The organism is Chitinophaga sp. ARDCPP14 (assembly GCF_051362515.1).
GTDB lineage: Bacteria > Bacteroidota > Bacteroidia > Chitinophagales > Chitinophagaceae > Chitinophaga.
Window position 1 is genome coordinate 767,355 of the sequence record NZ_JBKIXB010000003.1, and the last position, 23,214, is coordinate 790,568.

The 23,214-nt window shown below is 47.1% G+C and carries 19 protein-coding genes; 15 read left to right on the plus strand and 4 right to left on the minus strand.

The genetic code is table 11. The features are described 5' to 3' along the window. Positions 1-122 precede the first annotated feature (122 nt). Positions 123-1,088 (plus strand): hypothetical protein, encoded by a 966-nt coding sequence (locus ACLHR0_RS12225; RefSeq protein ID WP_436486885.1) that lies wholly within the window; start codon positions 123-125, stop codon positions 1,086-1,088. 17 nt (positions 1,089-1,105) lie between these two features. Here ACLHR0_RS12225 and ACLHR0_RS12230 read toward each other — a convergent pair whose 3' ends face one another. Further along, a complete protein-coding gene (locus tag ACLHR0_RS12230) occupies positions 1,106-1,798 on the minus strand; it encodes a hypothetical protein (RefSeq protein ID WP_436486887.1) in 693 nt (230 codons plus the stop codon). A gap of 276 nt (positions 1,799-2,074) precedes the next feature. Here ACLHR0_RS12230 and ACLHR0_RS12235 point away from each other — a divergent pair, with 276 nt between their 5' ends. The 13 genes from ACLHR0_RS12235 (at position 2,075) to ACLHR0_RS12295 (ending at position 16,944) form a co-directional block, all read left to right on the plus strand. Further along, positions 2,075-3,295 carry an acyltransferase family protein gene (locus ACLHR0_RS12235; RefSeq protein WP_436486888.1) on the plus strand — a complete coding sequence of 407 codons (1,221 nt, stop codon included), beginning with the start codon at positions 2,075-2,077 and terminating at the stop codon, positions 3,293-3,295. Between the two features lie 129 nt (positions 3,296-3,424). Next, a complete protein-coding gene (locus tag ACLHR0_RS12240; protein ID WP_429064058.1) occupies positions 3,425-4,186 on the plus strand; it encodes a polysaccharide biosynthesis/export family protein in 762 nt (253 codons plus the stop codon). 8 nt (positions 4,187-4,194) lie between these two features. Continuing rightward, entirely contained in the window at positions 4,195-6,558 is a 2,364-nt protein-coding gene (locus ACLHR0_RS12245) for a GumC family protein (RefSeq protein WP_436486891.1), read from the plus strand. Beyond that, positions 6,551-7,897, plus strand: coding sequence for a flippase (locus tag ACLHR0_RS12250; protein ID WP_436486893.1), 1,347 nt, complete (start codon positions 6,551-6,553; stop codon positions 7,895-7,897). Before ACLHR0_RS12245 ends, ACLHR0_RS12250 begins: the two co-directional genes overlap by 8 nt. Continuing rightward, the gene (locus ACLHR0_RS12255; protein WP_429048772.1) at positions 7,894-8,586 is read left to right on the plus strand and encodes an FkbM family methyltransferase; all 693 of its coding nucleotides are present in this window, start codon (positions 7,894-7,896) and stop codon (positions 8,584-8,586) included. Before ACLHR0_RS12250 ends, ACLHR0_RS12255 begins: the two co-directional genes overlap by 4 nt. A 1-nt stretch (position 8,587) precedes the next feature. Beyond that, positions 8,588-9,235 carry a class I SAM-dependent methyltransferase gene (locus tag ACLHR0_RS12260; RefSeq protein WP_436486895.1) on the plus strand — a complete coding sequence of 216 codons (648 nt, stop codon included), beginning with the start codon at positions 8,588-8,590 and terminating at the stop codon, positions 9,233-9,235. Then, positions 9,235-10,140 carry a hypothetical protein gene (locus ACLHR0_RS12265; RefSeq protein ID WP_436486896.1) on the plus strand — a complete coding sequence of 302 codons (906 nt, stop codon included), beginning with the start codon at positions 9,235-9,237 and terminating at the stop codon, positions 10,138-10,140. The genes ACLHR0_RS12260 and ACLHR0_RS12265 overlap by 1 nt, the downstream gene beginning before the upstream one ends. 15 nt (positions 10,141-10,155) lie before the next feature. Further along, positions 10,156-11,583, plus strand: a complete 1,428-nt coding sequence (locus ACLHR0_RS12270) for a hypothetical protein (RefSeq protein ID WP_436486898.1) — start codon at positions 10,156-10,158, stop codon at positions 11,581-11,583. After that, positions 11,567-12,436, plus strand: coding sequence for an FkbM family methyltransferase (locus ACLHR0_RS12275; protein ID WP_436486900.1), 870 nt, complete (start codon positions 11,567-11,569; stop codon positions 12,434-12,436). Before ACLHR0_RS12270 ends, ACLHR0_RS12275 begins: the two co-directional genes overlap by 17 nt. A 10-nt stretch (positions 12,437-12,446) precedes the next feature. Further along, positions 12,447-13,550 carry a glycosyltransferase family 4 protein gene (locus ACLHR0_RS12280; protein ID WP_436486902.1) on the plus strand — a complete coding sequence of 368 codons (1,104 nt, stop codon included), beginning with the start codon at positions 12,447-12,449 and terminating at the stop codon, positions 13,548-13,550. Next, a complete protein-coding gene (locus tag ACLHR0_RS12285) occupies positions 13,547-14,287 on the plus strand; it encodes an FkbM family methyltransferase (protein ID WP_436486904.1) in 741 nt (246 codons plus the stop codon). Before ACLHR0_RS12280 ends, ACLHR0_RS12285 begins: the two co-directional genes overlap by 4 nt. Next, entirely contained in the window at positions 14,284-15,480 is a 1,197-nt protein-coding gene (locus ACLHR0_RS12290) for a glycosyltransferase family 4 protein (RefSeq protein ID WP_436486906.1), read from the plus strand. Before ACLHR0_RS12285 ends, ACLHR0_RS12290 begins: the two co-directional genes overlap by 4 nt. 54 nt (positions 15,481-15,534) lie before the next feature. Further along, positions 15,535-16,944, plus strand: a complete 1,410-nt coding sequence (locus tag ACLHR0_RS12295) for an undecaprenyl-phosphate glucose phosphotransferase (protein ID WP_436486908.1) — start codon at positions 15,535-15,537, stop codon at positions 16,942-16,944. On the opposite strand, the gene ACLHR0_RS12300 is transcribed toward ACLHR0_RS12295, so the two are convergent. Further along, the gene (locus ACLHR0_RS12300; RefSeq protein ID WP_436486910.1) at positions 16,941-17,750 is read right to left on the minus strand and encodes an FkbM family methyltransferase; all 810 of its coding nucleotides are present in this window, start codon (positions 17,748-17,750) and stop codon (positions 16,941-16,943) included. The genes ACLHR0_RS12295 and ACLHR0_RS12300 overlap by 4 nt on opposite strands. A gap of 158 nt (positions 17,751-17,908) precedes the next feature. Between ACLHR0_RS12300 and ACLHR0_RS12305 the strand changes: the two genes are divergently transcribed. After that, entirely contained in the window at positions 17,909-18,595 is a 687-nt protein-coding gene (locus ACLHR0_RS12305; protein WP_436486912.1) for a DUF3592 domain-containing protein, read from the plus strand. Between the two features lie 43 nt (positions 18,596-18,638). Here ACLHR0_RS12305 and ACLHR0_RS12310 read toward each other — a convergent pair whose 3' ends face one another. Both ACLHR0_RS12310 and ACLHR0_RS12315 read right to left on the minus strand, forming a co-directional pair. Continuing rightward, positions 18,639-21,227: an alpha/beta hydrolase family protein gene (locus ACLHR0_RS12310; protein WP_436486914.1), complete on the minus strand. Its 2,589-nt coding sequence runs from the start codon at positions 21,225-21,227 to the stop codon at positions 18,639-18,641. Continuing rightward, entirely contained in the window at positions 21,224-23,188 is a 1,965-nt protein-coding gene (locus tag ACLHR0_RS12315) for a TlpA family protein disulfide reductase (RefSeq protein WP_436486916.1), read from the minus strand. The genes ACLHR0_RS12310 and ACLHR0_RS12315 overlap by 4 nt, the downstream gene beginning before the upstream one ends. Positions 23,189-23,214: the final 26 nt, after the last annotated feature.

Genomic DNA, 23,214 nt, shown 5'->3' on the forward strand with positions numbered 1-23,214 from the left:
TGATACACAATAATAAACACAATTGCTTCCTGATAATATCCCTGGAAACAGGTATAATAACCTGTGTATATTCTCTTTAATTTCAGGGCCATATGCAGGCAGGAATCAAACAAGAAAAGAATATGATGATAAATTCCAGCGGTCAGGCGCTTAGTCCGGACGATGAAAAACTGGTACGCTGGTGGCAGAAAAAGTATGGCAGGAAAGCCTGGCAGTGGGCCGGCTTGCTCGTACTCCCCTTCCTGCTGTCAGCCTTGTTTTTTATTTTATTCGGCCGGGAAGAAAGGCTGTGGGCTTATATATTTATACTTCCCTTTATGCCATTTGCTGCATTTTTTGTTTATAAGCTGGTGAATGTTTTTGGAAAGATGAGGCCAACCCGGACCGCTCTGCGCAGGGGATTGAAACAGGTGACCACAGGTACGCTGCAGGAGGTGACAGCAGATAAACATCTGCTCACTTATACGATAGACCATAACACCATAAAGGTAGCTGCACCGGGACCTTTAGAACATGTTTCCGGCAGCTTTTTTTTGCCGGGGGCATTAATCGTATTGGAATGGCTTCCCGTCACCGTACAAGATAATATACTACTGAACGTACATTATAAAGATGTGCCGGAAGCGACCAGCATCGCCGGACCTGCAGGCACAGCAGAAAAAGCGACCCTGATGATGCGCTGGAACAGCCGCACCATCAAAATACTATTCTTCACACTCGCAATTCCATCTGGCATCTGCCTGATGGTTTCTGAAAGGGCACGTGAACCCGCAATAATGTTAGGCATGCTGCTTTTCGTTGCAGCGATTGCTATTTTCCTGGCAGGGTTCACCCTGGTTTTCAATCGCCGTGTACAAAACGCTGAACAAAGAATAGTCCTTACCGGTATCATTACAGAAGTTTTTGTTTCCCGTTATGATAACGATGGCAGTGAAGATACCAGGGTATATTGGTACCGTATTGGAGAGCAAATTGTATCAGGATATCATGATGATGACCGCTTCCTGCCCGGTGATAAAGTTTGCTGCGTTTACCTGGCCGATAAAAAAGGAGTGCAGCATGGACTGTTCAGCATGGCATTGCTATAGTTAAGACAAAAAATAAGCTATTCTTTTTTCAGGTCAATAGTGATGAACTCCGAATCCGGCAAAATGATGTTTAGCTGCTCATAATCCCTTTTGTATGTCACCTTCGCACCTTTGGGTAACTGGCGGCCCCCCGCCAAATGATCTTCAGACAGTGTTCCGGAAACAAACGTACTATCGGTTGCGATGACCGCTTTGCCGGTGCAGGGCCAGCCAAACACCAGCTGATCATACGCAAGTGTAACGTTCCACGTATCGGGGCAATTGATAACAACCCCTATGTAATCTTTCACCTGCAAATTGAAAAAGCGGGTAGGCTTTGATAAATGAACCGAATCAACATCCGTCAGTTGGGCCTGTTTCCTGTAGTTCATATCAAAATCAGTTTGATAATAAACCGTATCGTTTGTTGAAAGAGCAATACCGGCTACGGTTTCAGGCTGTTTTAATATGAAAGTGTGAAGCGCCTTCTGCTGCCTGAATTCCCTCCTGCTTTCCCCATCACTGATCCATCCGCTCACTATTACCCACATTGCTACCAGCAGCGGAAACAGTAACACGGCGGCGCCAATGCCGGAAAACCATCTTACCCAGCTGCTGTTTTTCCGGCGAAGACAGGCCCATAGCAACAGACAACCTGCTGGCAGGGTAACATACCAAAAGTAAAATGTGTATATCAAATACTCGCCAAAAGGGCCGAAGTGAAAGTCCATCCGTTTATTTTAATCAGTATTGTTCTATCAGCTACAAAGATAGCCCTCTCATGATGGTTGTATATACCTGGAAACGGGGGTTTTTAAAAGATGGTCCTATAATATAACATACCCCCTTCCAACCCCTCTGTTCATTTCATTCATTTTAACATTGTCATATCCATTTCATCCTTTATCCGTGTTAAGCTTCTAGCTATCAGTATTATAATTAAATTACTACTGTCGAAATGAATCTGGATATCGTCTATTGATCATATTGCTATCGAAAACTCCCTAATGACTTCAAATCAAAGTCCTCCTCAGCATTTTTACGCCCTCGACGCTATCAGAGGCATCGCCGCTATGATAGTGGTCCTATACCACTGGCAATTTTTTTACTACGCAAACGACGTTTATGTACAGGGAGGGTTTGAGAAAACGGCACTTCCGTGGTATAAATACCTGTCTATTTTCTATACTGATGGGATGGTGGCGGTCGACCTGTTCTTCCTCCTGTCGGGGTTCATCTTCTTCTGGCTGTATGCAGAGAGGATTGCCAACCGGCAGATAAACTTCCGCAAGTTCATCATTTACAGGGTCAGCAGGCTCTATCCTATTCACTTTGTTACCCTGGTGCTGGTGGGAGTGCTTCAATGGCTGATGCTGAAAAATATAGGGCACTATTTTATCATTCAATATAATGATGGTTATCATTTCCTGCTGAACCTCGTCTTCATGCAAAACTGGGGATTTGAGAAAGGTCCTTCCTTTAACGGTCCTTCCTGGTCTGTTTCCGTAGAAGTATTCCTGTATTTCCTGTTTTTTATTATCTGTTACCTCAAACTGGAAAAGAACAAACTGCTGCTCTTCCTGCTGATTCCTCTTGGCGCATTTATACAATATCATTATTCTCTGATTGGGAAAGGCATGTTTACCTTTTTCCTGGGGGCGTTTGTATACTACCTGTACGTTTGGATGATGAAAGAAAACAGGGCAAAAAAATACCTGCCGTCCCTCATCACCATCACGCTCCTGCTATGGATAGCCATGTTCGCAGAATACCAATTCTCTATTTTACAGGGCATATGGATAAAACTGCTTCACCAGGTGATGCCCGGTACAAGTACCGAAACCGCGATGAGCCTGTTTGGCCAGCTCCGGAACTTCTTTTTCCGCCTTGCTGTATCTCCCTGCACTATCCTTACCCTGGCAATGTGGGAAACAACCAAAGGTATGCTGAACAAGAAATGGGCGCTGCTGGGCAACTGTAGCTACGCCATGTACCTGATCCATTACCCGTTACAGATAATATTCGTTCTCGTAGTTGACTGGTTTCATATGAGCCGCCTTGTATTAAGATCGCCAGTTACATTAATGCTGTTTTTCCTTTTACTGATCCCGTTAAGCATGGTCACTTATTACTATTTCGAGCTGCCCGCCCAGGACAAGCTCAGAGCCAGATTTTCCAAAAAGAATAAAACCCGTGTAACGATTGCTGATGTAAACGTAACGACTTAAAAGTTCCGTAATGAAGGAGGCCCATCACCTCCTGTTTGATGAAAAACCTTTAGCGAATAATTACCGGAGAAAATCCTGTATTCACACGTCATTTTATACAATACCGCATTGATAAATTAATCACTATATATGGGATTAAAATTTAGCTTACCACTGATCCTGGCGTTAGTTATCATTACCGGATGCGCGGGCACCCAAAAACTAACTTACTTTAATGACATTGCCACAGCGGCGGGAGCCGATTCCCTCAACCGCCTGCAGCAGCTCAAAATACAACCGGGTGATATCCTGCAAATCACCATCACCACGCTCGACAAAGAAGTATCACAGATCTTTAATCCCAACGTGGCGGTTTCCGGCCCCGCAGCAGGAACCGGCATAGAACAGGGATACCTGGTAGACAGCACCGGTAATATTTCCCTGCCGGTCATCGGGAAGATAAATGTAAAAGACAAAACAACTGCTGCCATCAACGACCTGGTATCGCAGGAGCTGGAGAAAACAGTCCGTAATGCTTATGTAGCTACCCGCCTGGTAAATTTCAGGATCTCCGTACTGGGCGATGTAGCCCGTCCCGGCTCTTTCAGGATCGGCGCAGAAAGGGCCTCCCTCCTGGATGCATTAAGTATGGCAGGCGACCTCAACGTAACGGCTAAACGCGATGATATCATGATCATCCGGGAAGTGAATGGCATAAAAACATATGCTTCCATTAACCTGAACGACAGCAAAACCCTCTCGTCGCCGTACTATTATCTCAGCAATAACGATGTTATATATGTAAAGCCCGGACCAGACCGCAAGTTCGCCACATCCAAAACAATACAGCTGCTGCCGGCTATCATCGGCGTGATATCACTCATTACCACGATTGTCATTTTAAGTAAATGATCCGTAATATGAATCAACCAAAAACGACAAACAACAGGAACTCCGTTATAGATCTCAATGATCTTTTCCAGAAAATAGTTTTTCACTGGCCACTATATCTCCTGGTGCTTATGGCCATGGTGACCAGCGCCATGCTGTACCTCAAGTACAAAAAACCGATATACATGTCGAGCGCCAAACTGTACCTGAAAGATGAAAAAAAAGGCGGCGGAGAAGAAATGGATGCCCTCAAATCACTGTCGCTTTTTAACAACGGTAAAAATATTGAAAATGAGATGGAGGTACTGAAATCTCCTATCCTGGTGGAAAAAGTAATCGCCGGCAACAGCTTTAATATCCGGTATTATATAAAAGGAACCGTAAAGAATGAAGAGATCTATAACCAACCGCCGCTCCACCTCCGAGTACTGGGCGACAGCTCAAAAGTAGGGAACTACGTTTTTGATGTAACCCGGGAAAAGGACCTGCTGAAAATAAAACTGGTGAACTATAACACCGACACCAGCCTGCAGTTAACAGCAAAGCCCGGCGAACCATTTACCGTGGCGAAAGATAAATTCGTGATTACCTTCTCCCCGCTCGCCGGCAGCACTCCTGCTAATACCTTCCGCATCCGGGTGGATTCCGTACCGGAATACGCCTACGAAAAGATAGAGGAAATAGGTACTGCGCTCGTTAACAGGGACGCCACTGTGATACTGGTGAGTTACAAAGACCCCGTTCCGGAAAGAACTGCCGACTTCCTCAACTCCTTGCTGGAAGCCTACAACGAATATACCCTCGATGATAAAAATAAAGTGGCATTCAAAACCATTCATTTCCTGTCGGTGAGAGTGGATTCCTTAAAAGAAGAACTGGGACTGCTGGAAAAACAGGAGGAAAATTTCAAGATCCAGCGAGGCATCACCGATATTGACGCCAGTTCCAAACTGGCACTGGAACAGGTAAAGGAGGCGGATATCCGGCTCAGTGAAGCCAACCTGCAACTGTCGGTATTTGACCAGGTGGACAGCTACATCAGCAACCCCGCCAGCGATTACCCCTTCGCCCCCGTGCTTGGCAACATCGACCAAACACTTACTTCTATGATCAACCGGTACGAAGAAGCGCTCCGGGAAAAGAAACGGCTCTCCCTTTCGCTGAAACCTACCAGCGACATCCTGAAAAATGTGGAGTCGCAAATTACCGATACCCGGAAAACCATTAAGGACTATATCTCCGGTTACAGGCGAAATGCCGGCGTGGTGCAAAGAAAAACACAGGACAAGGTAAACCAGATACAAGGCAAAATAGCGAATATACCTACCTACGCAAAAGAATACATTAACATCAAAAGACAACAAGGCGTGAAGGAGAACCTGTATCTCTATCTCCTGAAAAAGAAGGAAGAAGCATCGGTCGCCTATGCGAGTAACGTGGTAGACAATAAAGTGATAGCGCCGGCATTTGTTCCCGACAAACCCATTACCCCTAAAAAATCACTGGTATTCATTGGCTTTATTGCAGCAGGACTGGTACTTACCAGCGCCTATATCTATCTTAAATATTTCTTAAACCCAAGTGTACTCAGTAAAAAAGAAATAGAACAGGTGTTCGACCTGCCGGTGATCGCAGAAATTTACCAGCAGGAAGAAGGCGCACGCGATATGTCGCTCCAGAACAGATCTGTACTGGTGGAGCAGGTGTTTAATATGCGTACCAATCTGAAGTTTCTGCTCACCGGGGTATCCGGTACGCCCACCATCCTGCTTACCTCCAGCATATCAGGCGAAGGAAAAACGTTCCTGTCGGCCCACCTGGGCAACTCCTTAACAGTAAGCAATAAAAAAGTAGTGCTACTGGAACTGGATCTCCGGAAACCAAAGCTCTCGCAGTTCCTCGGGCTGGATCATAACGTGGGCGTTACGAATTATATCATCGGTAATAAAACCATTGAAGAGATCATCAAAAAAGTACCCGGTACCGACGGCCTCTACCTGGTTTCCTCCGGACCCATTCCGCCTAATCCCATTGAGCTGATTGAAGGAGACCGCATGGCTGATCTGCTGGCGCAGCTGAAAGACCTGTTTGACTATGTGGTGATTGATATGTCGCCCATCGGTATCGTGTCTGATGCGAAAAGCATTTCACACCAGGTAGACTGCGCCCTGTTTGTAGTACGGTACAATTTCACGCTCAAATCCAAACTGATACCGGTATCGGAAAATATCCGGAAAGGATTCTTCAAAAAAACCGGGATCATCTTTAACGGTATAGAGCAGGATACTTTCTACCCTTATTATTACTACGATCATTATTCATACACAGAAAATAAACAACATAATCATACGTGGTCGTCACTGGTTAAAAAAATAAAACAACGCATTGCATAAACTATTTGAAAATAGCGGTTGGCTTCTGGTTGATAAGCTCAGCAAACTTTTTCCGGGCATTATCATCATGGCGCTTATTGCCAGGCACCTGGGTCCCGAAGAATTCGGGATCTGGAACTATGCGCTGGCGCTCACCACTATTATCGGCAGTGTGGCCATATTGGGCATGGATAAACTCGCCGTGAAAGAGTTGATCAACAATGAACATAAGCAGGGAACTATTGTAGCCACTGTGATCCTGATGCGGATCATTGCCGGCGTGGTGTGCATGGCGGTAAGCGTTGGCATTGTGCTGCTGACCGGAAAGCATCAGCAGCTTTATCTTTACTGTACCATTTTCTCTGCCCTCATCATCCTCTTGCAGTCTTTTGATGTACTGGATTATTTCTACCAGGCAAAAAATAATGTCAAAAAGGTGATCATCCCCAAAGTAGTGGTATTTATCATTTTCTGCGGGATAAAAGTGCTCATCGTATACCTGGATGGCGCGCTGATTGCATTCCTGTGGACTTCCATAATAGAATTAGTGGTTACGTACCTGATCATCATTGCGGTATATCTATCCCGTCATGCTGCGGCTTTTACCTGGCGTATTGATACGGCATTGGCACAAACGCTGCTGGTACAAAGCTGGCCGCTGATGCTCTCCAACCTCGTGGTGGTGTTGTTTATGAAGATCGACCTGGTGCTGCTGGATGCATTGGCTAACCCTGCTGAACTAGGGAAATATGTAGGCGCCGCCAGGATTTCTGAACTCTGGTACGCTATTCCTACGGTGATATCCGTGGCGATGCTGCCCAGCCTCCTGCAAACGAAAAAGATCAGTCACAAGGCTTACCTGGCAACACTGGAAAAATGGCTGCGGCTGTCGTTCTGGCTGAGCGTTGTCATTGCCGTAATGGTTACATTAACCGCGCATATCATCATTCCGTTTCTCTATGGCCCTGGTTACGCGGCGGCATCATGGATGCTGATGATCCATATCTGGGCAGGGATCCCTGTATTCCTGAGCATTGTGATGGTGCAATACCTGTTCGTGGAAGGGGAATATAAAATATACCTGTACGGTAATCTTTCCGGCCTGATCGTAAATGCAGGCATTAATTTTTTCCTGATCCCGCTATATGGCGGCATAGGCGCTGCCATTGCCACAGTAGCGGCCTACAGCACCGTTTATGGCATGTTGCTCCTGCTCGATAAAAGCGGCCAGGGATACTTGCTTACCATAAGAATGTTTCATCCCTTACTGGCATTTTCTGATATAAGGCAAGTATACAACAGCCTGCGGATTTTTACCATCAACCTGGTTACCGTACAACAAAAAAACTATACGAAATGAGCAGCATCAAAGATATCGCTGTAAAATTAGTCACCACCTTATTCCCCCGCCTCAGTTACGGTGTGCGGGCCTACAGTTCGGAGGGAGAAGACCTGATCCTGAAAAGGATTTTCGACCAGAAAAAGAAAGGCGTTTATATAGATGTGGGCGCGCATCATCCCTTCCGGGTATCCAATACCTACCTGCTTTACAAGAGAAACTGGACGGGCATCAACATAGATCCGTTGCCGGGTTCAAAGGCATTATTTAACAGGCACCGGCCCAAAGATATTAACCTGGAAATAGGCGTCTCGGTAGTAAAACAACAACTCACGTATTTCATTTTTAATGAACCGGCTTTAAGTACTTTTTCTCCTGAAAAAGTAAAAGAATATACACAGTTAACCAAATACCGGGTGATCGGTGAAAGAAAGGTAGATACCTGGCCACTGGCGGATATTCTTGATAAATACCTGCCGGAAAATGTTGCCATAGATTTTATCACCATCGACGCCGAAGGCCTTGATATGGAAGTACTGAGATCTAATAACTGGAATAAATACAGACCCGCATATGTACTGGCAGAATCATCACCATTTGAGGTACTTCAAACAGACCGCAGTGAGTTATGCCAGTTTATGCACCAGGTAGGATATAGCATGTTTGCCAAAACCTATTACACTTACTTCTTTAAAAACATGAACGCGTAAGATGTCAGGAAGCAGGTTATATGTACAATATGGTTGCGGGCCTTTTTCGGCGCCCGCCGGCTGGAAAAATTACGATTCCTCGCCCACCCTCAGGATCCAGCAGATGCCCGTGATCGGTAAACTGCTGAAACCCCTGATGCATGTTTCCTTTCATAAGGATGTGTTGCTGGGCGATATCCTCAGAGGCTTGCCCGGTATAAAAGAAAGTTCCTGTGACGGTATTTATTGCTCGCATGTACTGGAACACCTTTCTTATAACGACTGCCTCCTGGCGCTCAGGAATACCTTTCACATCCTGAAGCCAGGCGGGTACTTCCGCTGCGTGCTGCCCGACCTGGAAGGCGCCGCCAGGAGATATATTGACCAGCTAAAGAATAACGATCCAAAAGCCAACACCAGCTTCATGGAAGAAACCCTGCTGGGAAAAGACGACAGGATACGTGGCATGAAGCAACTGGTACAGCTGGCCCTGGGTAACCGTGAACACCTGTACATGTGGGATCACCTGTCGTTATCGCACCAGCTGGCTGCAGCAGGATTTAAAAACATACGGCACTGCGGGTTTAACGACAGCAGCGATGCCATGTTTAAACTGGTAGAAGAAGAAATAAGATTTAATAACGCCGTTGCATTGGAGGCAACTAAATAATGTTACAGACGCCGGTCTTATTACTGGTATTTAACCGCCCTGAACAAACGCTGTTTGTATTCAGCCAGATCCGGCTGCAGCAGCCGGAACAGCTGTTTATTGCCGCCGATGGTCCACGGCCGGACAGACCCGGGGAAGCTGCGCTGTGCGAAGCCACGCGGACAGCCGTTTTACAGGGCATCGACTGGCCATGTAAAATAACAACGCTGTTCCGGGAACATAACCTGGGCTGCGGCAAGGCGGTAAGTTCGGCGATCGACTGGTTCTTTAGCCAGGTAGAAGAAGGGATTATACTGGAAGATGATTGTGTACCGGATCCCACCTTCTTTTCTTTCTGTACAGCGATGCTGGAGAGATACCGGTTAAACAACACCGTCATGCATATCAACGGGAGTAATTACCAGTCGGGCGTTACAAGGGGAATGGCTTCCTATTACTTTTCCCGCTACGCACATGTGTGGGGGTGGGCTACCTGGCGCCGCGCGTGGCAGCATTACGATTTCTCCCTTCACCGCTACCAGCATAATTCCCGGAGCGGGCTCAATACTTTTTTACGGGCCGAACTGCAATCCATATACGACGCCCAAACAGATACCTGGGATATCCAATGGTTCATGACAGTATGGTTTTGCAAGGGATGGGTAATTACGCCGAATATTAGTCTTGTCAGAAACATTGGCTACGGCAAAGAAGCCACCCATACCCGCTCCACCCCACGGTGGTTCAGGAAAATACACTACGGCGCCATAACGGATATCATTCACCCCGGTGAAAACAATATTGATGAGGCAGCAGACCGGTATACCATCAACACACTATATAACAGCGGCAGGCTATCTATCAGGCTTAAAAAAATAGTAAAGAACAACAGGTTGCTGTACAGTTTATACAAACGCATCCCTTGATCAGTAAAAAATAATATGGAAACAGGATATACCAGTCTTCAAAGCAGTAATTTTTTCGTGGAATGTTTCAGGGAAAGCATGCCCCTGGTCATTGCCGCGATACTGCTGTACCTGTATTATAAAAAGCGGATCTCTATTATAGACACGCTGCTGTATGCCTTTGCGTCGGAGGCGTATACTATGCTTGTTATAGGGCCTACTTTTACTGCTACCTTTTTTGTTGGCATCTTCATTTTCATTGAACAGGCGCATCAATTGTTTACCGGCAAACAGTACATCCGGAAAGAATATCTTTTCCTGCTGTTGCTTCCGCTCCTGTCCAATATTGCCGTGTTCCTGATCACACAGTTGTACAAAGATCCCTTTAATTACCCTGGTGGTAAAATGTTGGCTTTTTATACCAAGCCCATTTATTTTTATGTAAAAACGTACTTACCATTATTTGCGATCGGCGCCAAGATAGTGCAGGAAAGGGAGCAGCTTTCGTTTGAGAAGTTTACAGTTACCATGAAAAAAATTGCGGTGATATCCTGTGTGATTGCCGCTATACAAATCGCCGTGCAGCTTATTTTCAGAAGCGTGGAACTGAGTGAACTCCTCGGGTTACAGAGCCGGTATATGCTGCAGGAAATCAACGGGCCGCTGGGGTTACGCGTACAGGCATTATTTGCAGAACCCAAAATATTCAGCGCCTTCCTGTCTTTAGCGATTCCTTTATTTATGAGGGACAGGAATTACAAAGCGGCCATTGTAATGGTCATTGTAGGCATCCTCACTTCTTCCCAAACTTTCTGGATAAATATCCTGGCCGGCGGCCTCCTGTTTTTATGTCTCCCTAAACTGATGCCAGTAAGATGGAAGATCATCAGTACCCTGGGTATGATCGTTGGTATTTTCCTTTCGATCGCTGCCTCAAAAGAATACTTCCTGAAACATTACATGGCTAACCGCAACCAGCCGGTATACCAGCTCCTCTTCGAAAGATCTGCTTACCGGTATGATAATGAGATCTGGGGTAAGAATAATATTATACTCGGGATTCCGCTGCAAAGGGATATGGAACTGCCGGTGGTCGACTTCCTGCGGGATGAACCCTATTTGGTTATATCGGGATATGGTGCGGGAAACAGCACCTTTATTCCGGCGAGCTATTTCTTTGGACAGCTGAGTTACCAGAACCGGGTAGCAGGCATTGGCGGGCATAATCTCAATATGCGGTGGTTTTTTATCCTGGCAGAATTTGGGGCTGTTTCCCTGTTCTTCTTCTTCCTGATACTCACTAAAACAGGGCAGCATATTATGCCCTTTCAGCGCAGCTACCTGGCGTATGTAGCCGTTTGTTTCTTTTTCAGCCAGATAGACCTGTTCCTGATAATAGTGGCATTACTGTGTGCATATGATAACGAATCCATAAATGATACAGGATATGAACAAAGCACGTAGTATACTATGGGGTATCCGGTTCCGGCTGTCGTTGCTGTATCATTACCTTTTCAACAGCAAGGTAAGACGGCGGACAACTTGGCGCGAAATGAAGTACCATCTCTTTTCGCCGCGCATGTATGCCATTGCCAATGAAAAAGCTACCCTGGTAAATAAAGATGACAAATACAATTACTACCGGATAAAAGGTTACGAGGAGTTGTTTATTTACCCCGCGTCCGCCCCGCATTACAGCTTTGCGATGATCCTGGCAGAAGCAAGGCCGGAGCACTGGCATTACTATGAGATCCCGCAAACAGCCATCGCCCCGGGGGATGTGGTGGTTGACTGTGGCAGCGCGGAAGGCTTCTTTGCATTCAAACACCAGCACACCGCCAGCCGCATTTTTGTACTGGAACCCTTACCCCTGTTCGTGGATTCCCTTCAACAACTGTTCCGGCAAAAAAGCAAAGTGGTGATTCTGCCGGTAGCAGCGGGAGATACCTGCCAGAAGGCGTACATCAACATGGCCTCCAACGACACGGTATTGAATGGCACCATCGGCCAGCACAACAGCAACGGGAATGCGGTGGAAGTGGAAGTAGTAACGCTCGACAGCCTCTTTGCAGAAAAGGGTATCCGCATAGATTACCTGAAGGCAGACATTGAAGGATTCGAGGAAAACATGATCCGCGGCGCATTGGAAACTATCAGGGCCAGCAAACCCAAAATAGCCATCACTACTTATCATGAAGGACAAAATTATGAAACGCTGATAGCCCTGATAAAAGGGGTGGTACCGGAGTACAACCACCTCGTAAAAGGGATTCATTACATCTCCGGCAACCCGGTGATGTTACACATGTGGATTTAATCATACAATGATGCAGGTATTTTTGGACAATATTGTATTCTCTATTCAGAAAGCAGGTGGCGTATCTGCCTACTGGTACGAGCTGTTGTCCGGTATGTGCAACAGCGGGTTATCGGTTGGCTTTTTAAATGCACGCCCGGGATCAGACAACATCTTTGAACGGAAAATAGATTATCACCGGTTTAATTGTATCCGGGAAAGCTGGATTCCCAGCAAGTACCTCCGCTATCTCCCGGTACGCTACCCGCTTCCTGCGGCGGCGGTTTTTCATGGAGGATACCTGCGGGTTTCCCCACAGAAAAATATCCTCAACATCCTTACGGTACACGACTTTGCACACGAACGGAAGCTGGCGTCGAAGTTTCCGCGGGGCCTTGCCAATACCCTGCAAAAAGCATACGGTATCAGGCGGGCCGATGGGATTATCTGTATTTCAGACAGTACCAGGAAAGAGCTGTTCCACTTTTATCCCGGCATCGATCCTGCAAAGGTGAAAGTAATCTATCACGGCATTGCGGGCGACTTCTACCCCATCAACAAACGCCTGCCGGTAAACTGTTCGCTGGAGATGGATCTTCAAAAAAAATTCATTCTCTATGTAGGTGCGCGCAGGAATTATAAAAACTTTTTCATGGCGGTAAAAACCATGGAGCTGCTGCCTGCTGACTTTCACCTGGTAGTAATAGGTGGTGAGCCCTGGAAAAAAGAAGAGATCAATATGATGAAAGAAAAACTGGCCGGCCGTTATCATATCTTCCCGACCGTTAGCCAGGCAGACCTCAATATTTTATACAACCATGCATTTTGCTTGCTCTATACCTCCGCTTATGAAGGCTTCGGATTTCCGCCGGGAGAAGCCATGAAAGCGGGCTGCCCCGTGGTCACCACCAGTATGACCTCCATGCCCGAAGTAGTAGGAACCGCCGGGCTGATGGCCGGCAAGGCAGATCCACTGCTGTTTGCAGAAAAAATAAGATCCCTGGAAAATGACGCATTCAAGCAACAGCTGATAACACAAGGACTTCAACAGGTACAACAGTTCACATGGGATAAAAGCGTACAGGAAACAATTGGTTTTTACAAAGATTGCTGGAACTACAAATTCTCGACATGAGTATTATTTTCAAAATTGCAGACACGGTAAAAGTATTCCTGACATCCGGCAGGGGTTTCACTTCGTTGCTGGAAAAAGGTGCGTCTGTAGCCTCTACGCAGATACTACACAACTGCCGGCACTATATCCCCTCGTTAGGCGTAATTATAGACGCAGGCGCCAACCAGGGACAGTTTGCCATGGCTGCCAGTCACTTTTACCCGCAGGCGCGTATCCATTCCTTTGAACCCCTGCCCGGCGTGTTTTCCCTGTTGCAACGCAATACCCGCAGGCTCACCAACATCAACACGTATAACATGGCGCTGGGCAACTCCACAGGGACACTGGAATTTTACAGCAATGCGTATTCCCACGCCAGTTCAGCCCTGCATGTATCTGACCTGCAAAAAAACATGCTTCCCAAAACAGCTAACTCCAACCGCATACAGGTACCGGTACAACGCCTGGACGACCTACGGCATAAAGTGCCTTTTATCCCGCCGGTATTATTGAAAATGGATGTGCAAGGATTTGAGAAAGAAGTACTGAAAGGAGCGCTGCAGAGTCTCCGGCAAATTGACTACCTCCTGTTTGAAACCTCTTTTGTTCAAATGTATGATGGCGAGCCACTGTTTGATGAAATGCACCATTTTGTTAAAGAACTGGGATTCGATTTTATAGCGCCTGTTGGCTTCCTGCAATCGGAAAAATTGCAGATCCTGCAAATGGACCTTTTATATAAAAGAAAGAAAGGATGAAAATTGTTGTGAACGACCATTCCGGCCATGCCTTTACCTTACAGCTTAGCCGGCAATTTGCGGAAAGCGGGCATGAAGTATTGCATGCCTACTCTGTTTCTTTCCAGTCGCCCAAAGGAAACTTTGAAGACCTTCCCCTGTCAGGGTCCGGGCTTACCGTGCTGCCTATTATGATCAAAGGAAAATTCGACAAATACTCTCTTTTAAAAAGAAGGAAACAGGAAATTGAATACGCGCGTCAGCTGACTAACAAACTGGATACATTCCGGCCCAACGTAGTACTGAGCGGCACAACGCCGTTATTTGTACAGCAACATGTACAGCAATACTGCCTCCAGAAAGGGATCAAATTTGTGTACTGGTGCCAGGACATTTACACCATCGCCATCCGGCAGATTGCCCGCCAGAAGTTAGGCATGATCAGCTTTCCCATCTGGTACTATTTTAAAAGCCTGGAAACAAAACTGCTGAAGAGAAGTGCGCATGTGATCAGTATTACACAGGACTTCAATGATCTTTTTGACAAGTGGAAATTGCATCCGGAGCAGGTAACCTGTATTCCCAACTGGGCGCCGCTCCGGGAAATAACGCTCACCGGTAAAAATAACGATTGGGCGCAGCGGCACAACGTAGCAGATAAAACCTGTATTGTTTATTCGGGCACATTGGGATTAAAACACAACCCGGCGATGCTGTCGGCAGCGGCGGCCTATTTCCGTACGCATAAAGATGTGGTGTTTATTGTTATCTCCGAAGGATTGGGAGCAGCCTTCCTGCAAAAAGAAAAAGAGGAACGGCAGCTGGACAACCTGCTGCTCCTTCCCTTCCAGGATTTCAGGGATATGAGCCAGGTGCTGGGCGCAGCGGATATCCTGCTGGCCATACTGGAAAATGATGCGGGCGCCTATTCCGTGCCGTCGAAAGTACTCACTTACCTGTGCGCTAAAAAGCCTATTGTGCTGGCGATGCCACCGGATAACCTGAGCGCGGCCATTGTACTGGATAACAAAGCCGGCTATTGCATTTCCCCGGATAATCAGCAGGGCTTCTGCCAGCACATAGAAAAGCTGCTCAGGGATACGACATTAAGACAGGAAATGGGACACAACGGACGGGCATATGCAGAAAAGCATTTCGACATAAAACATATTGAAAACAAATTTCTTCAGGTATTTAATACCATCCTGAACTGATAAAGATGCTCATTCATAACCGGCGCCACCCATACTATCCATCATCTTTTAATTATGAACCTTATGATACCCGGTAACCATATTAATTTCCTGCTGAGACTCCTGATCGATTATGTAGTGCTGATACTGGCTTTTCTGGGCACCCGTGAATATATTGCGGGTTTGGGAGATGTATTCTTCTCCGGCTTTAACCTGCTATTGCTCTGCATCAGCATTACGGCCTGGACCATCATCGGCATGTCGCTTCATTTATACGACGAATTCAGAACGAGGTCGTTTTCCTACGAGTTTATTGCCATTCTTAAAACAGCATTGTTGCATGCCTGTTTCTTCACCTTCCTGTTCTTCTACTGCTTTAAATATTATCCCTATCCGAGAACGTTCACCTTGCTGTATGCTTTCCTCAATTTTGTAAGTATTACCGTGGTTAAGTTTATGGTCAAACAATCTTTGCTCCGGTTGCGGTCAAACGGTTACAACATAAAAAATATACTCATAGTAGGTACCGGCGATACCGGCATGAAATTCTATAAAACCATTTTATCCAACGATCATTTCGGTTACCGGTGCGTTGGCTTTGTGGATGAACAAACCAATCCTTACCTGAACGGGCAGTACCTGGGCAAAATATCGGACCTCACGAGGATCCTGGAAAGTCATGAGATAGACGATGTGATTGTAGCCCTGCCGGACCCTAATACGGAGATGGAAAAAATTATTATCACCAGTGAGAAGGAAGCCAAACGGGTAAGGATCATTGCAGACTGCCACCGCTTCTGCACCTCTACCGCCAGTATGAATTTCTTTGGTAAATTCCCGCTGCTGACGATCCGTACTTCTCCGCTGGATGACCTGGCGAAGCAGCGGTTCAAGCGCCTTTTTGAGCTTTGCTTTACTACCATCCTCTTTATTACGGTATTTAGCTGGTTGTTTCCGCTCATCAGTATACTGGTCAAGCTATCGTCGCCCGGGCCGGTGCTGTTCAAACAGGAACGGTGGGGACTGAAGAACAAAAAAATCACCTGTTATAAGTTCCGGTCCATGACCATGAACAGCGATGTAGTGGATGCAAACGGGCGATACCTCCAGGCTACCCGGAACGACTCCCGGATTACTGCAGTCGGCCGGTTTCTCCGCAAAACCAATCTCGATGAGCTGCCGCAGTTTTTTAATGTGTTGATGGGAAATATGTCGCTGGTGGGACCCCGCCCCCATCCCATTCCTTTACACCAGGAATCTAAAAACACGATACAAAATTATATGCTGCGGCATGTGGTAAAGCCGGGTATTACAGGCTGGGCGCAGGTGAATGGCTGCAGGGGGGAAACGAGGATATCAGGGCAGATGCAGAAACGGGTTGACTTTGACCTGTGGTATATTGAAAACTATAGCTTCTGGCTCGACTGCCAGATCATTTTCCAGACATTGATGAATATGATCAAGGGAGATAAAAATGCGTATTAACGCTGGGGCTTCCTCAGGGCCACAATATTCTGGAAGGAAAAGATTTCATAGCTGGTGCTGTTGTATGCTCCCAGGGCTTTGAGTCCGTCGGGTAATAAGCGGTAAAATTCATAGCCCGGCAATATATCTACAATATCCTTAAAAAAGGTTCTGGAGATAATATTCATTTCGTTGAACTCCACCTGTATCACATCTGCCAGTCCGCGGGCAATAGTTTGGCGGGCGCCTTTCAGCACACTCAGTTCATGTCCTTCTGTATCTATCTTCAGTAAGGCTATCCTGGATATTTCTTGCTGTGCTACAAATTCGTCGATGGTAGTGAGATCAATGGACACTTCTTCCGCGGTGCCCTTATGAAGATGTTCTATCACCCCTTTATACATGCTGGCATGCTCTGAGCCGCCATCGCCCTGGTAGTCGTAAATAGTAGCCATGCTACTCTCCTCGCCGGCGCCCTGTGGAACAGCGGTGAAATGGTGGGTTGCTGCCGCCGCGCTTAGCTTGCGGAACGCCACAGGGTGTGGCTCAAAAGCAAAGATCGGGAGGGTGATGCCGTTCTTTCTCAGCATCACTGAATAGTTGCCCATGTTGGCGCCAACGTCCATGATCACGCCGGTATCCAGCTTGCGGCGGGCCTTCAGGAATTTAATAAACGCCTTCTCTCCGGACACGGTATCATTTTCATGATTCCTGATTCCCAACCCGAACATACTGAGCTTATACAAGAAGAGATTCACGGGATAAAAAACCTTCCGGGCGAATAAGAGTACATACACTCTTTTAACAGACTTTCCGAGCGCATTCATAGTTTGGTTATTGGTTGCCGGCAGTGAATACTGCACTCTACTAAATTACGGCTATTTATGCAGCGGGGCCTGTTCACTTTATTCATTTCCGGATTTACGCACCTGTCCTTATCTGTACAATTTGGTATCTTGCGCCCTTATCCAATTTGATCGCTTAAATGAAACGCAGATCTGTATCGCTTACTTTTAATATTTTCCTGGGGATTGGCTTGCTGATGGTGGTCATTGCCGTTATGATATGCTATAATGTTAAAACGTTCAATGCCTCCGCGGTAAAAACCAGCGGAACAGTGGTGGACATGATCGCCAGGGGAAAACGGTCGTACGCCCCGGTGATAACGTATTTCGATGATGCAGGCGTGAAGCACCGTTATATTTCCAGCGTTTCTTCCAATCCTCCCGGGTACGAAATCGGGGAACGCGTCGACATTTATTACGACCCCAAAAAACCGGACGATGCGAAAATAGCCGGCTGGATGGAATACTTTGGCGCTATCGTCGTTGGCGGCATGGGGTTGCTATTCAGCTTCTTTGGCCTGGGGTATTATTTAAAGAGAAAGGTGAGCCGCTCGCGCAGGGACCAGCTGAAACAATCGGGGTTGCTGGTCCGGGCCGACTTTGACTCGGTTGACACCAACAGGTATATTCGGGTTAACCGTCGTAATCCCTTCTTTATACGCTGCAACTGGAAAGATCCGCTCACCGGCGTAAACTACCGTTTCAAGAGTGGGTTCATGTGGTCCGACCCTACTTCACTGATTGGGGTTCATCAAAAAATAGACGTATACATGGACAAAAATAATCCACGTAAGTATTACGTGGATATTTCTGCCTTTGAGCAATAATACAGTTACGGCGGGCTGTGAAAGTAACAGCCCGCCGTCGTTATCAATAAGCATACTTCGGATCTACCTTACGCTCATCCACACTGATGCCTTCCTTCATCCATCTTGGCATGGGTTTATCTTTGAGATAGTGATCAAAGAACTGTCCCATTCGCAGTGTCCAGTCCTGTTGCGGGATCTCCTCCTCCAATGTGTGGTTCAGTCCTTTGTAGTTAAGCAGCCAGGCGGGCTTGCGCAGCCTGCGCATAGCCAGGAACAGGTCCAGCCCCTGGGTAAAGGCCACCGCACCGTCTTTGTCGTTATGAAAAATCAGCAGCGGGCTGGTGATCTTGTCGGCATTAAAGATGGGCGAATTGGCGATGTAGGCTTCTTTATCTTCCCACAGCGTTTTCCCTAAACGATACTGCTCCACTTCACATTTAAACATACCCGGCGCCCCATTGGAGCGCACTGCCGTGTAGTTGTAGGTAACGTTAACGGCGCCGGCGCCGATGTTAACGCATTTAAAAAGGTTACTACGGGTAGCTATATACGCTACTTCAAAACCGGCAAAGCTGTGCCCTTGCAGACCCATATGCGCCTTGTCTGCAATACCCCGGCTAATCAGGTCCATTACGCCGCTTACCACCGCATTGTAAGCGCTTTCACCGGGTTTTCCGGTAGTGTAGTGTATGTCCGGGCGGAATACCACGTAGCCGTTACTTACATAAGTAGGAATATCGATAGTAGACGTGCTGTAACCCGGCACTAAATACTCATGCAGATCATGGGAATGCGTTTCATAAAAATCAACGATCATCGGGTAAGTCCGGGTGGTATCAAAGTTTTCAGGGAGATATAAGAGTCCCTGGTTTTGTTTCCCTTCGTAATTTTTCCATTCCACCACTTTTGCTGAACCCCAGCCGTACTGCGCCTGTTGAGGGTTCCTGTTGGTGAGGCGTTTAACTGCCGTAAGACCGGCATTGCCCCACCAGATGTCGGGATACTGCCGGTAACTCTGCCGGGCGAAAACGAAGGCATTACCATTGCCTGCAACACTAATTACTTTTACGGTGTAAGCCGGATTATCGGCCAGCGCTACTGCTTTCCCGCCGGGGTTTAAGCGATACAGTCCGCCCGACTTTGTTTGCTCATTGAAGCTGCGCAGCAGGAGTGCTTTTTTCAGGTCCAGCATGCCGCCATAATCCGCCCCCTGCAACCGGAAACTTACGTGATGCTGCCGGCCATAGCCGCCGGTAATGCAACGGGCAGGTTGTTTGCCGGTCAGGTCTATTGCCCACATATCGTACCGGTCGTATACAATTACGGTATTGCCTTCGTCTGTCCATCCAGCCATACCATAGGATGGTGGCGCTTTGGGCAGGTCGAAATCTTCTTCATACACCGGGTAGCCAATGGCAGCAGAAATCGTTACAAACTTTGCCTCCTCCGGTTTCAATACCTGCCATTGTTTTTCATTGCCGTTATATATCACTGCAAACCGGCCGTTGGGGCTCCATTGCGGGTTATCGGTACAATCTTCCGCCACCAGTTTGCGCTCGCCCGTGCGCACATTTACCAGGTAAATGTCAGCATTCAGCGAGTACTTCCAGTCGAGCATATATTCATAGCGCGACTGATCCGTGAGCAATGCATAATTGTAACTCCCGCTTTGAGGTGTAAAAAGCATCCCTGCATATTCAGGCGCCACCTGCACCAGCTGCTTCGTATCCAGGTGGTAGATGAATTTTGCATCGTCCATCATCGTTCTGTCGTATACCCCTCTCCGTTGCCGCCGTTGGGATACGGGTTCATTCCAGGTCCACAGCTCCAGGTCTGCTGCGTTGGGATTGGGCTTGGGTGGGGTTTTGCGCGCTGTATTGAAGCTTACTTCCAGCAGCAATTGTGTGGTACCAGGTGTAATTTCGTATGCCTTTTGCGTAATACGGTAACCCGGCGGAGCGGTAATATCGTTGAAATCCATGAGCAGCTGAGGCGTACTTTTCTTCAGCGAAAAAGCATACAGCTTTGTGCCCGACAACAGCGTGCCTTCTTCTTTACCAGGATTAAAACTGTAGTCGGTTACCGGACCACTAAACAGCGCAGTGTGCCTGCCTTTCAGCGGGCCGGCCATGAGCCGGTCGCCACGGAGATAAACCACCTGGCCCTTGCCGGAAAGAGAATACCTGTCTGCCTGTTCGAGGATGGTACTGTCGTTGGTATCCGTATTCCAGATCACCCACCGGCTACCGGCTGCCGTTTTATAGTTATAGGAAATATAGGGAGATGTTTGACTGTTGCTGATAAACGAGGTAGTCGTCCACCGGATCTTTTTCCCATCTTTCAAACGCATGAGCATTAGTGAATCATTCACATTATACTTCAGCCATTTGCCTTTATTAAAAAAATCGGCCCCCGAAGTGTTGTCCAACAGGATCTCCTTGCTGGTTTGTGTATTGACCAGATGTTTTTGCGGATTATCGTCATCGGGCAAATCATACATTACCCAATCGCCATAATAACTGATAACGGGAATACCTATACGTTTCCATTCTTTATAGGCGGCGGTATCCAGCGCTTTCTGCTGCGCTGCAGCGGGCAGTATGCCGGTACCTGTCAGTGCGGCATATAAGAGCAAAGACCTTTTTCTCATTGTTCTGCTTTTAAAATCTCAATAACCTGGCTTAATTCATCGGCAAGTGCGCTTGGACTGCCGCCGTATCCTTCTGCCGTATATCTTATTATTCCGTTTTTCAATACTACTTTTCTTGGAATAGCGGAAGACTGGAAAACGGGCAACATACTTTTAAATACGCGGTCGTTTCCTTTCGTATCCGGGTTCTCATCATCGTACAACACTTTAAAACTATAACCCGACGACCTTATATATTTAGAGATATCTTCCTTGTAAGTTTTAGCGCGTTCCATGGTGGCGATGAAATAAAAATCAACCGACGGATCAGCGGCATACTTGCTCACTGCCATCTGCATGCCGGGGAAGGCCATTTTACAGGGGAAACACCAGGTAGCCCAGTAGTCCAGCACAATGATCTTGTTGTTCCAGCTATCGGAGCTAACGGTGCTGCCATTCATATCCTTCAACCGGAAAGGCGTGATCTTTTCGCGGATAAGTTTAGCCTTGATTTCATTGCTGTCCACAGCAGGTTTAAGACCCGCCACGTATGCATCAAATCCTGCTGTTTTGCCGTATATCCTTTTCAGTTTTTCCATCATAACAGGCGTAGCGGCGCCGGCTTTAACACCTGCTTCCAATACAGTTTTCACCTTCTTTTCGCCACCGGTATGTTCCAGTATGTTTACCCAGGCTTCATTCAGATTGGCATTGTTGTAGCGGCCTTTCCCGGAGCGCTGCGCCCCGTAAGGAAGTGCTTCTTTATACTTACCCATTTTATTCAGCATGCTGATATGGATAGCCAGGCGGGCATCCATTTGTGTGCGGGCATTTTCGCGGGCTTGCAGCGGGGTGTAGCGGGTATCTTCCATGTATGATCCATCATCGCTTTTTTTGATGATGTCGTCGATCAGCATTTTTGAGAACGGATAAATTTTTGCTAATGGTGTTTTCCCGATAATAAATGCTTTATCGAGATTAGCCCGGTATATTTCATTCAGCGTAACAAAATCCATATCGCGGAGATGTTTTTTCAGGCTGTCGGTACGACCCGTGGCAATGTACACCTGGCCCAGCAAACGGTATATATTGTGGTAAATAAATTGCTGCGAGGCGATAGTGTCCCTGCGGTATTCCGCCACCGGGAAATCACGGAGGAAAGTTTCCATGGCAGCAAACTGCGCTTCGCCCATTTGTCCCATATAAGCTTTGCTGTATGCATCGAACCGGGCGGCACGGCCTTTGGGAAACCGTTGCAGTTGGAGCTTTCTCACGGAATCAGCTTTCTGTTGGTCTTTCAGCTGGAACCTGTAGGTTTCATACACGATGTTATAGCCTTGTTCATCGAGTCCGGGTATCCTTAAAAACTTTTCCAGGTTGCGCGGCGCTCTCTGTGGAAATTCATCGCCGAGTTTTAGTTTGAGCATAGCCAGGTAGCTGTCGAAAAATTTTGGCATGCTATCGGGATAGGCTTCCATTTCCTTACGCACCCACATTTCCAGTGCTTCGTTGCTGATATCGTAGTTATTAAAATAAAATGGCGCTTTGGCGACAGAAGGCTTACGGAAAATACCCCATGCCAGCTGGCCGCCGGGTAAACGGTTACCGTTTTTATCGGTGGTAACCGACATAAATCCATGATCATTATTATTGTCGGAGGCGGCCACCATACCGTTTTCAGTGGTCACAAATTTAATGGCCACAAATGCGCAGTTTGCAGGAACCGCGTACTGGCCGTTCCAGGTGGCGCCGCGTTGTTGCAGTACAATATCATCCACATACCAGCGGTAATTCCGGTAGAGATAAATCATGGCGCCTATATCTGCCTTACCGGCCAATGGCCCGCCGGCGGGATTATACAGGAGGCGGAGCGTATCTCCTGCCACGGGTTTTTCCAGCCCCGTTAAGCGGCTGCTGTCCTGCGTGTACGCGGTTGTGGAAAACGCCAGCAGCAACGCCAGCATACTTATCCATCTTTTCATGTTGTTTCCGTTTTTTAATGGCATGC

Coding starts and splice junctions, on each gene's coding strand:
- ACLHR0_RS12230 (WP_436486887.1), bottom strand. CDS start 1,798: ATGGACTTTCACTTCGGCCCTTTTGGCGAGTATTTGATATACACATTT.
- ACLHR0_RS12280 (WP_436486902.1), top strand. CDS start 12,447: ATGCAGGTATTTTTGGACAATATTGTATTCTCTATTCAGAAAGCAGGT.
- ACLHR0_RS12300 (WP_436486910.1), bottom strand. CDS start 17,750: ATGAATGCGCTCGGAAAGTCTGTTAAAAGAGTGTATGTACTCTTATTC.
- ACLHR0_RS12290 (WP_436486906.1), top strand. CDS start 14,284: ATGAAAATTGTTGTGAACGACCATTCCGGCCATGCCTTTACCTTACAG.
- ACLHR0_RS12260 (WP_436486895.1), top strand. CDS start 8,588: ATGTCAGGAAGCAGGTTATATGTACAATATGGTTGCGGGCCTTTTTCG.
- ACLHR0_RS12255 (WP_429048772.1), top strand. CDS start 7,894: ATGAGCAGCATCAAAGATATCGCTGTAAAATTAGTCACCACCTTATTC.
- ACLHR0_RS12235 (WP_436486888.1), top strand. CDS start 2,075: ATGACTTCAAATCAAAGTCCTCCTCAGCATTTTTACGCCCTCGACGCT.
- ACLHR0_RS12305 (WP_436486912.1), top strand. CDS start 17,909: ATGAAACGCAGATCTGTATCGCTTACTTTTAATATTTTCCTGGGGATT.
- ACLHR0_RS12285 (WP_436486904.1), top strand. CDS start 13,547: ATGAGTATTATTTTCAAAATTGCAGACACGGTAAAAGTATTCCTGACA.
- ACLHR0_RS12295 (WP_436486908.1), top strand. CDS start 15,535: ATGAACCTTATGATACCCGGTAACCATATTAATTTCCTGCTGAGACTC.
- ACLHR0_RS12265 (WP_436486896.1), top strand. CDS start 9,235: ATGTTACAGACGCCGGTCTTATTACTGGTATTTAACCGCCCTGAACAA.
- ACLHR0_RS12225 (WP_436486885.1), top strand. CDS start 123: ATGATGATAAATTCCAGCGGTCAGGCGCTTAGTCCGGACGATGAAAAA.
- ACLHR0_RS12240 (WP_429064058.1), top strand. CDS start 3,425: ATGGGATTAAAATTTAGCTTACCACTGATCCTGGCGTTAGTTATCATT.
- ACLHR0_RS12270 (WP_436486898.1), top strand. CDS start 10,156: ATGGAAACAGGATATACCAGTCTTCAAAGCAGTAATTTTTTCGTGGAA.
- ACLHR0_RS12310 (WP_436486914.1), bottom strand. CDS start 21,227: ATGAGAAAAAGGTCTTTGCTCTTATATGCCGCACTGACAGGTACCGGC.
- ACLHR0_RS12245 (WP_436486891.1), top strand. CDS start 4,195: ATGAATCAACCAAAAACGACAAACAACAGGAACTCCGTTATAGATCTC.
- ACLHR0_RS12315 (WP_436486916.1), bottom strand. CDS start 23,188: ATGAAAAGATGGATAAGTATGCTGGCGTTGCTGCTGGCGTTTTCCACA.
- ACLHR0_RS12275 (WP_436486900.1), top strand. CDS start 11,567: ATGAACAAAGCACGTAGTATACTATGGGGTATCCGGTTCCGGCTGTCG.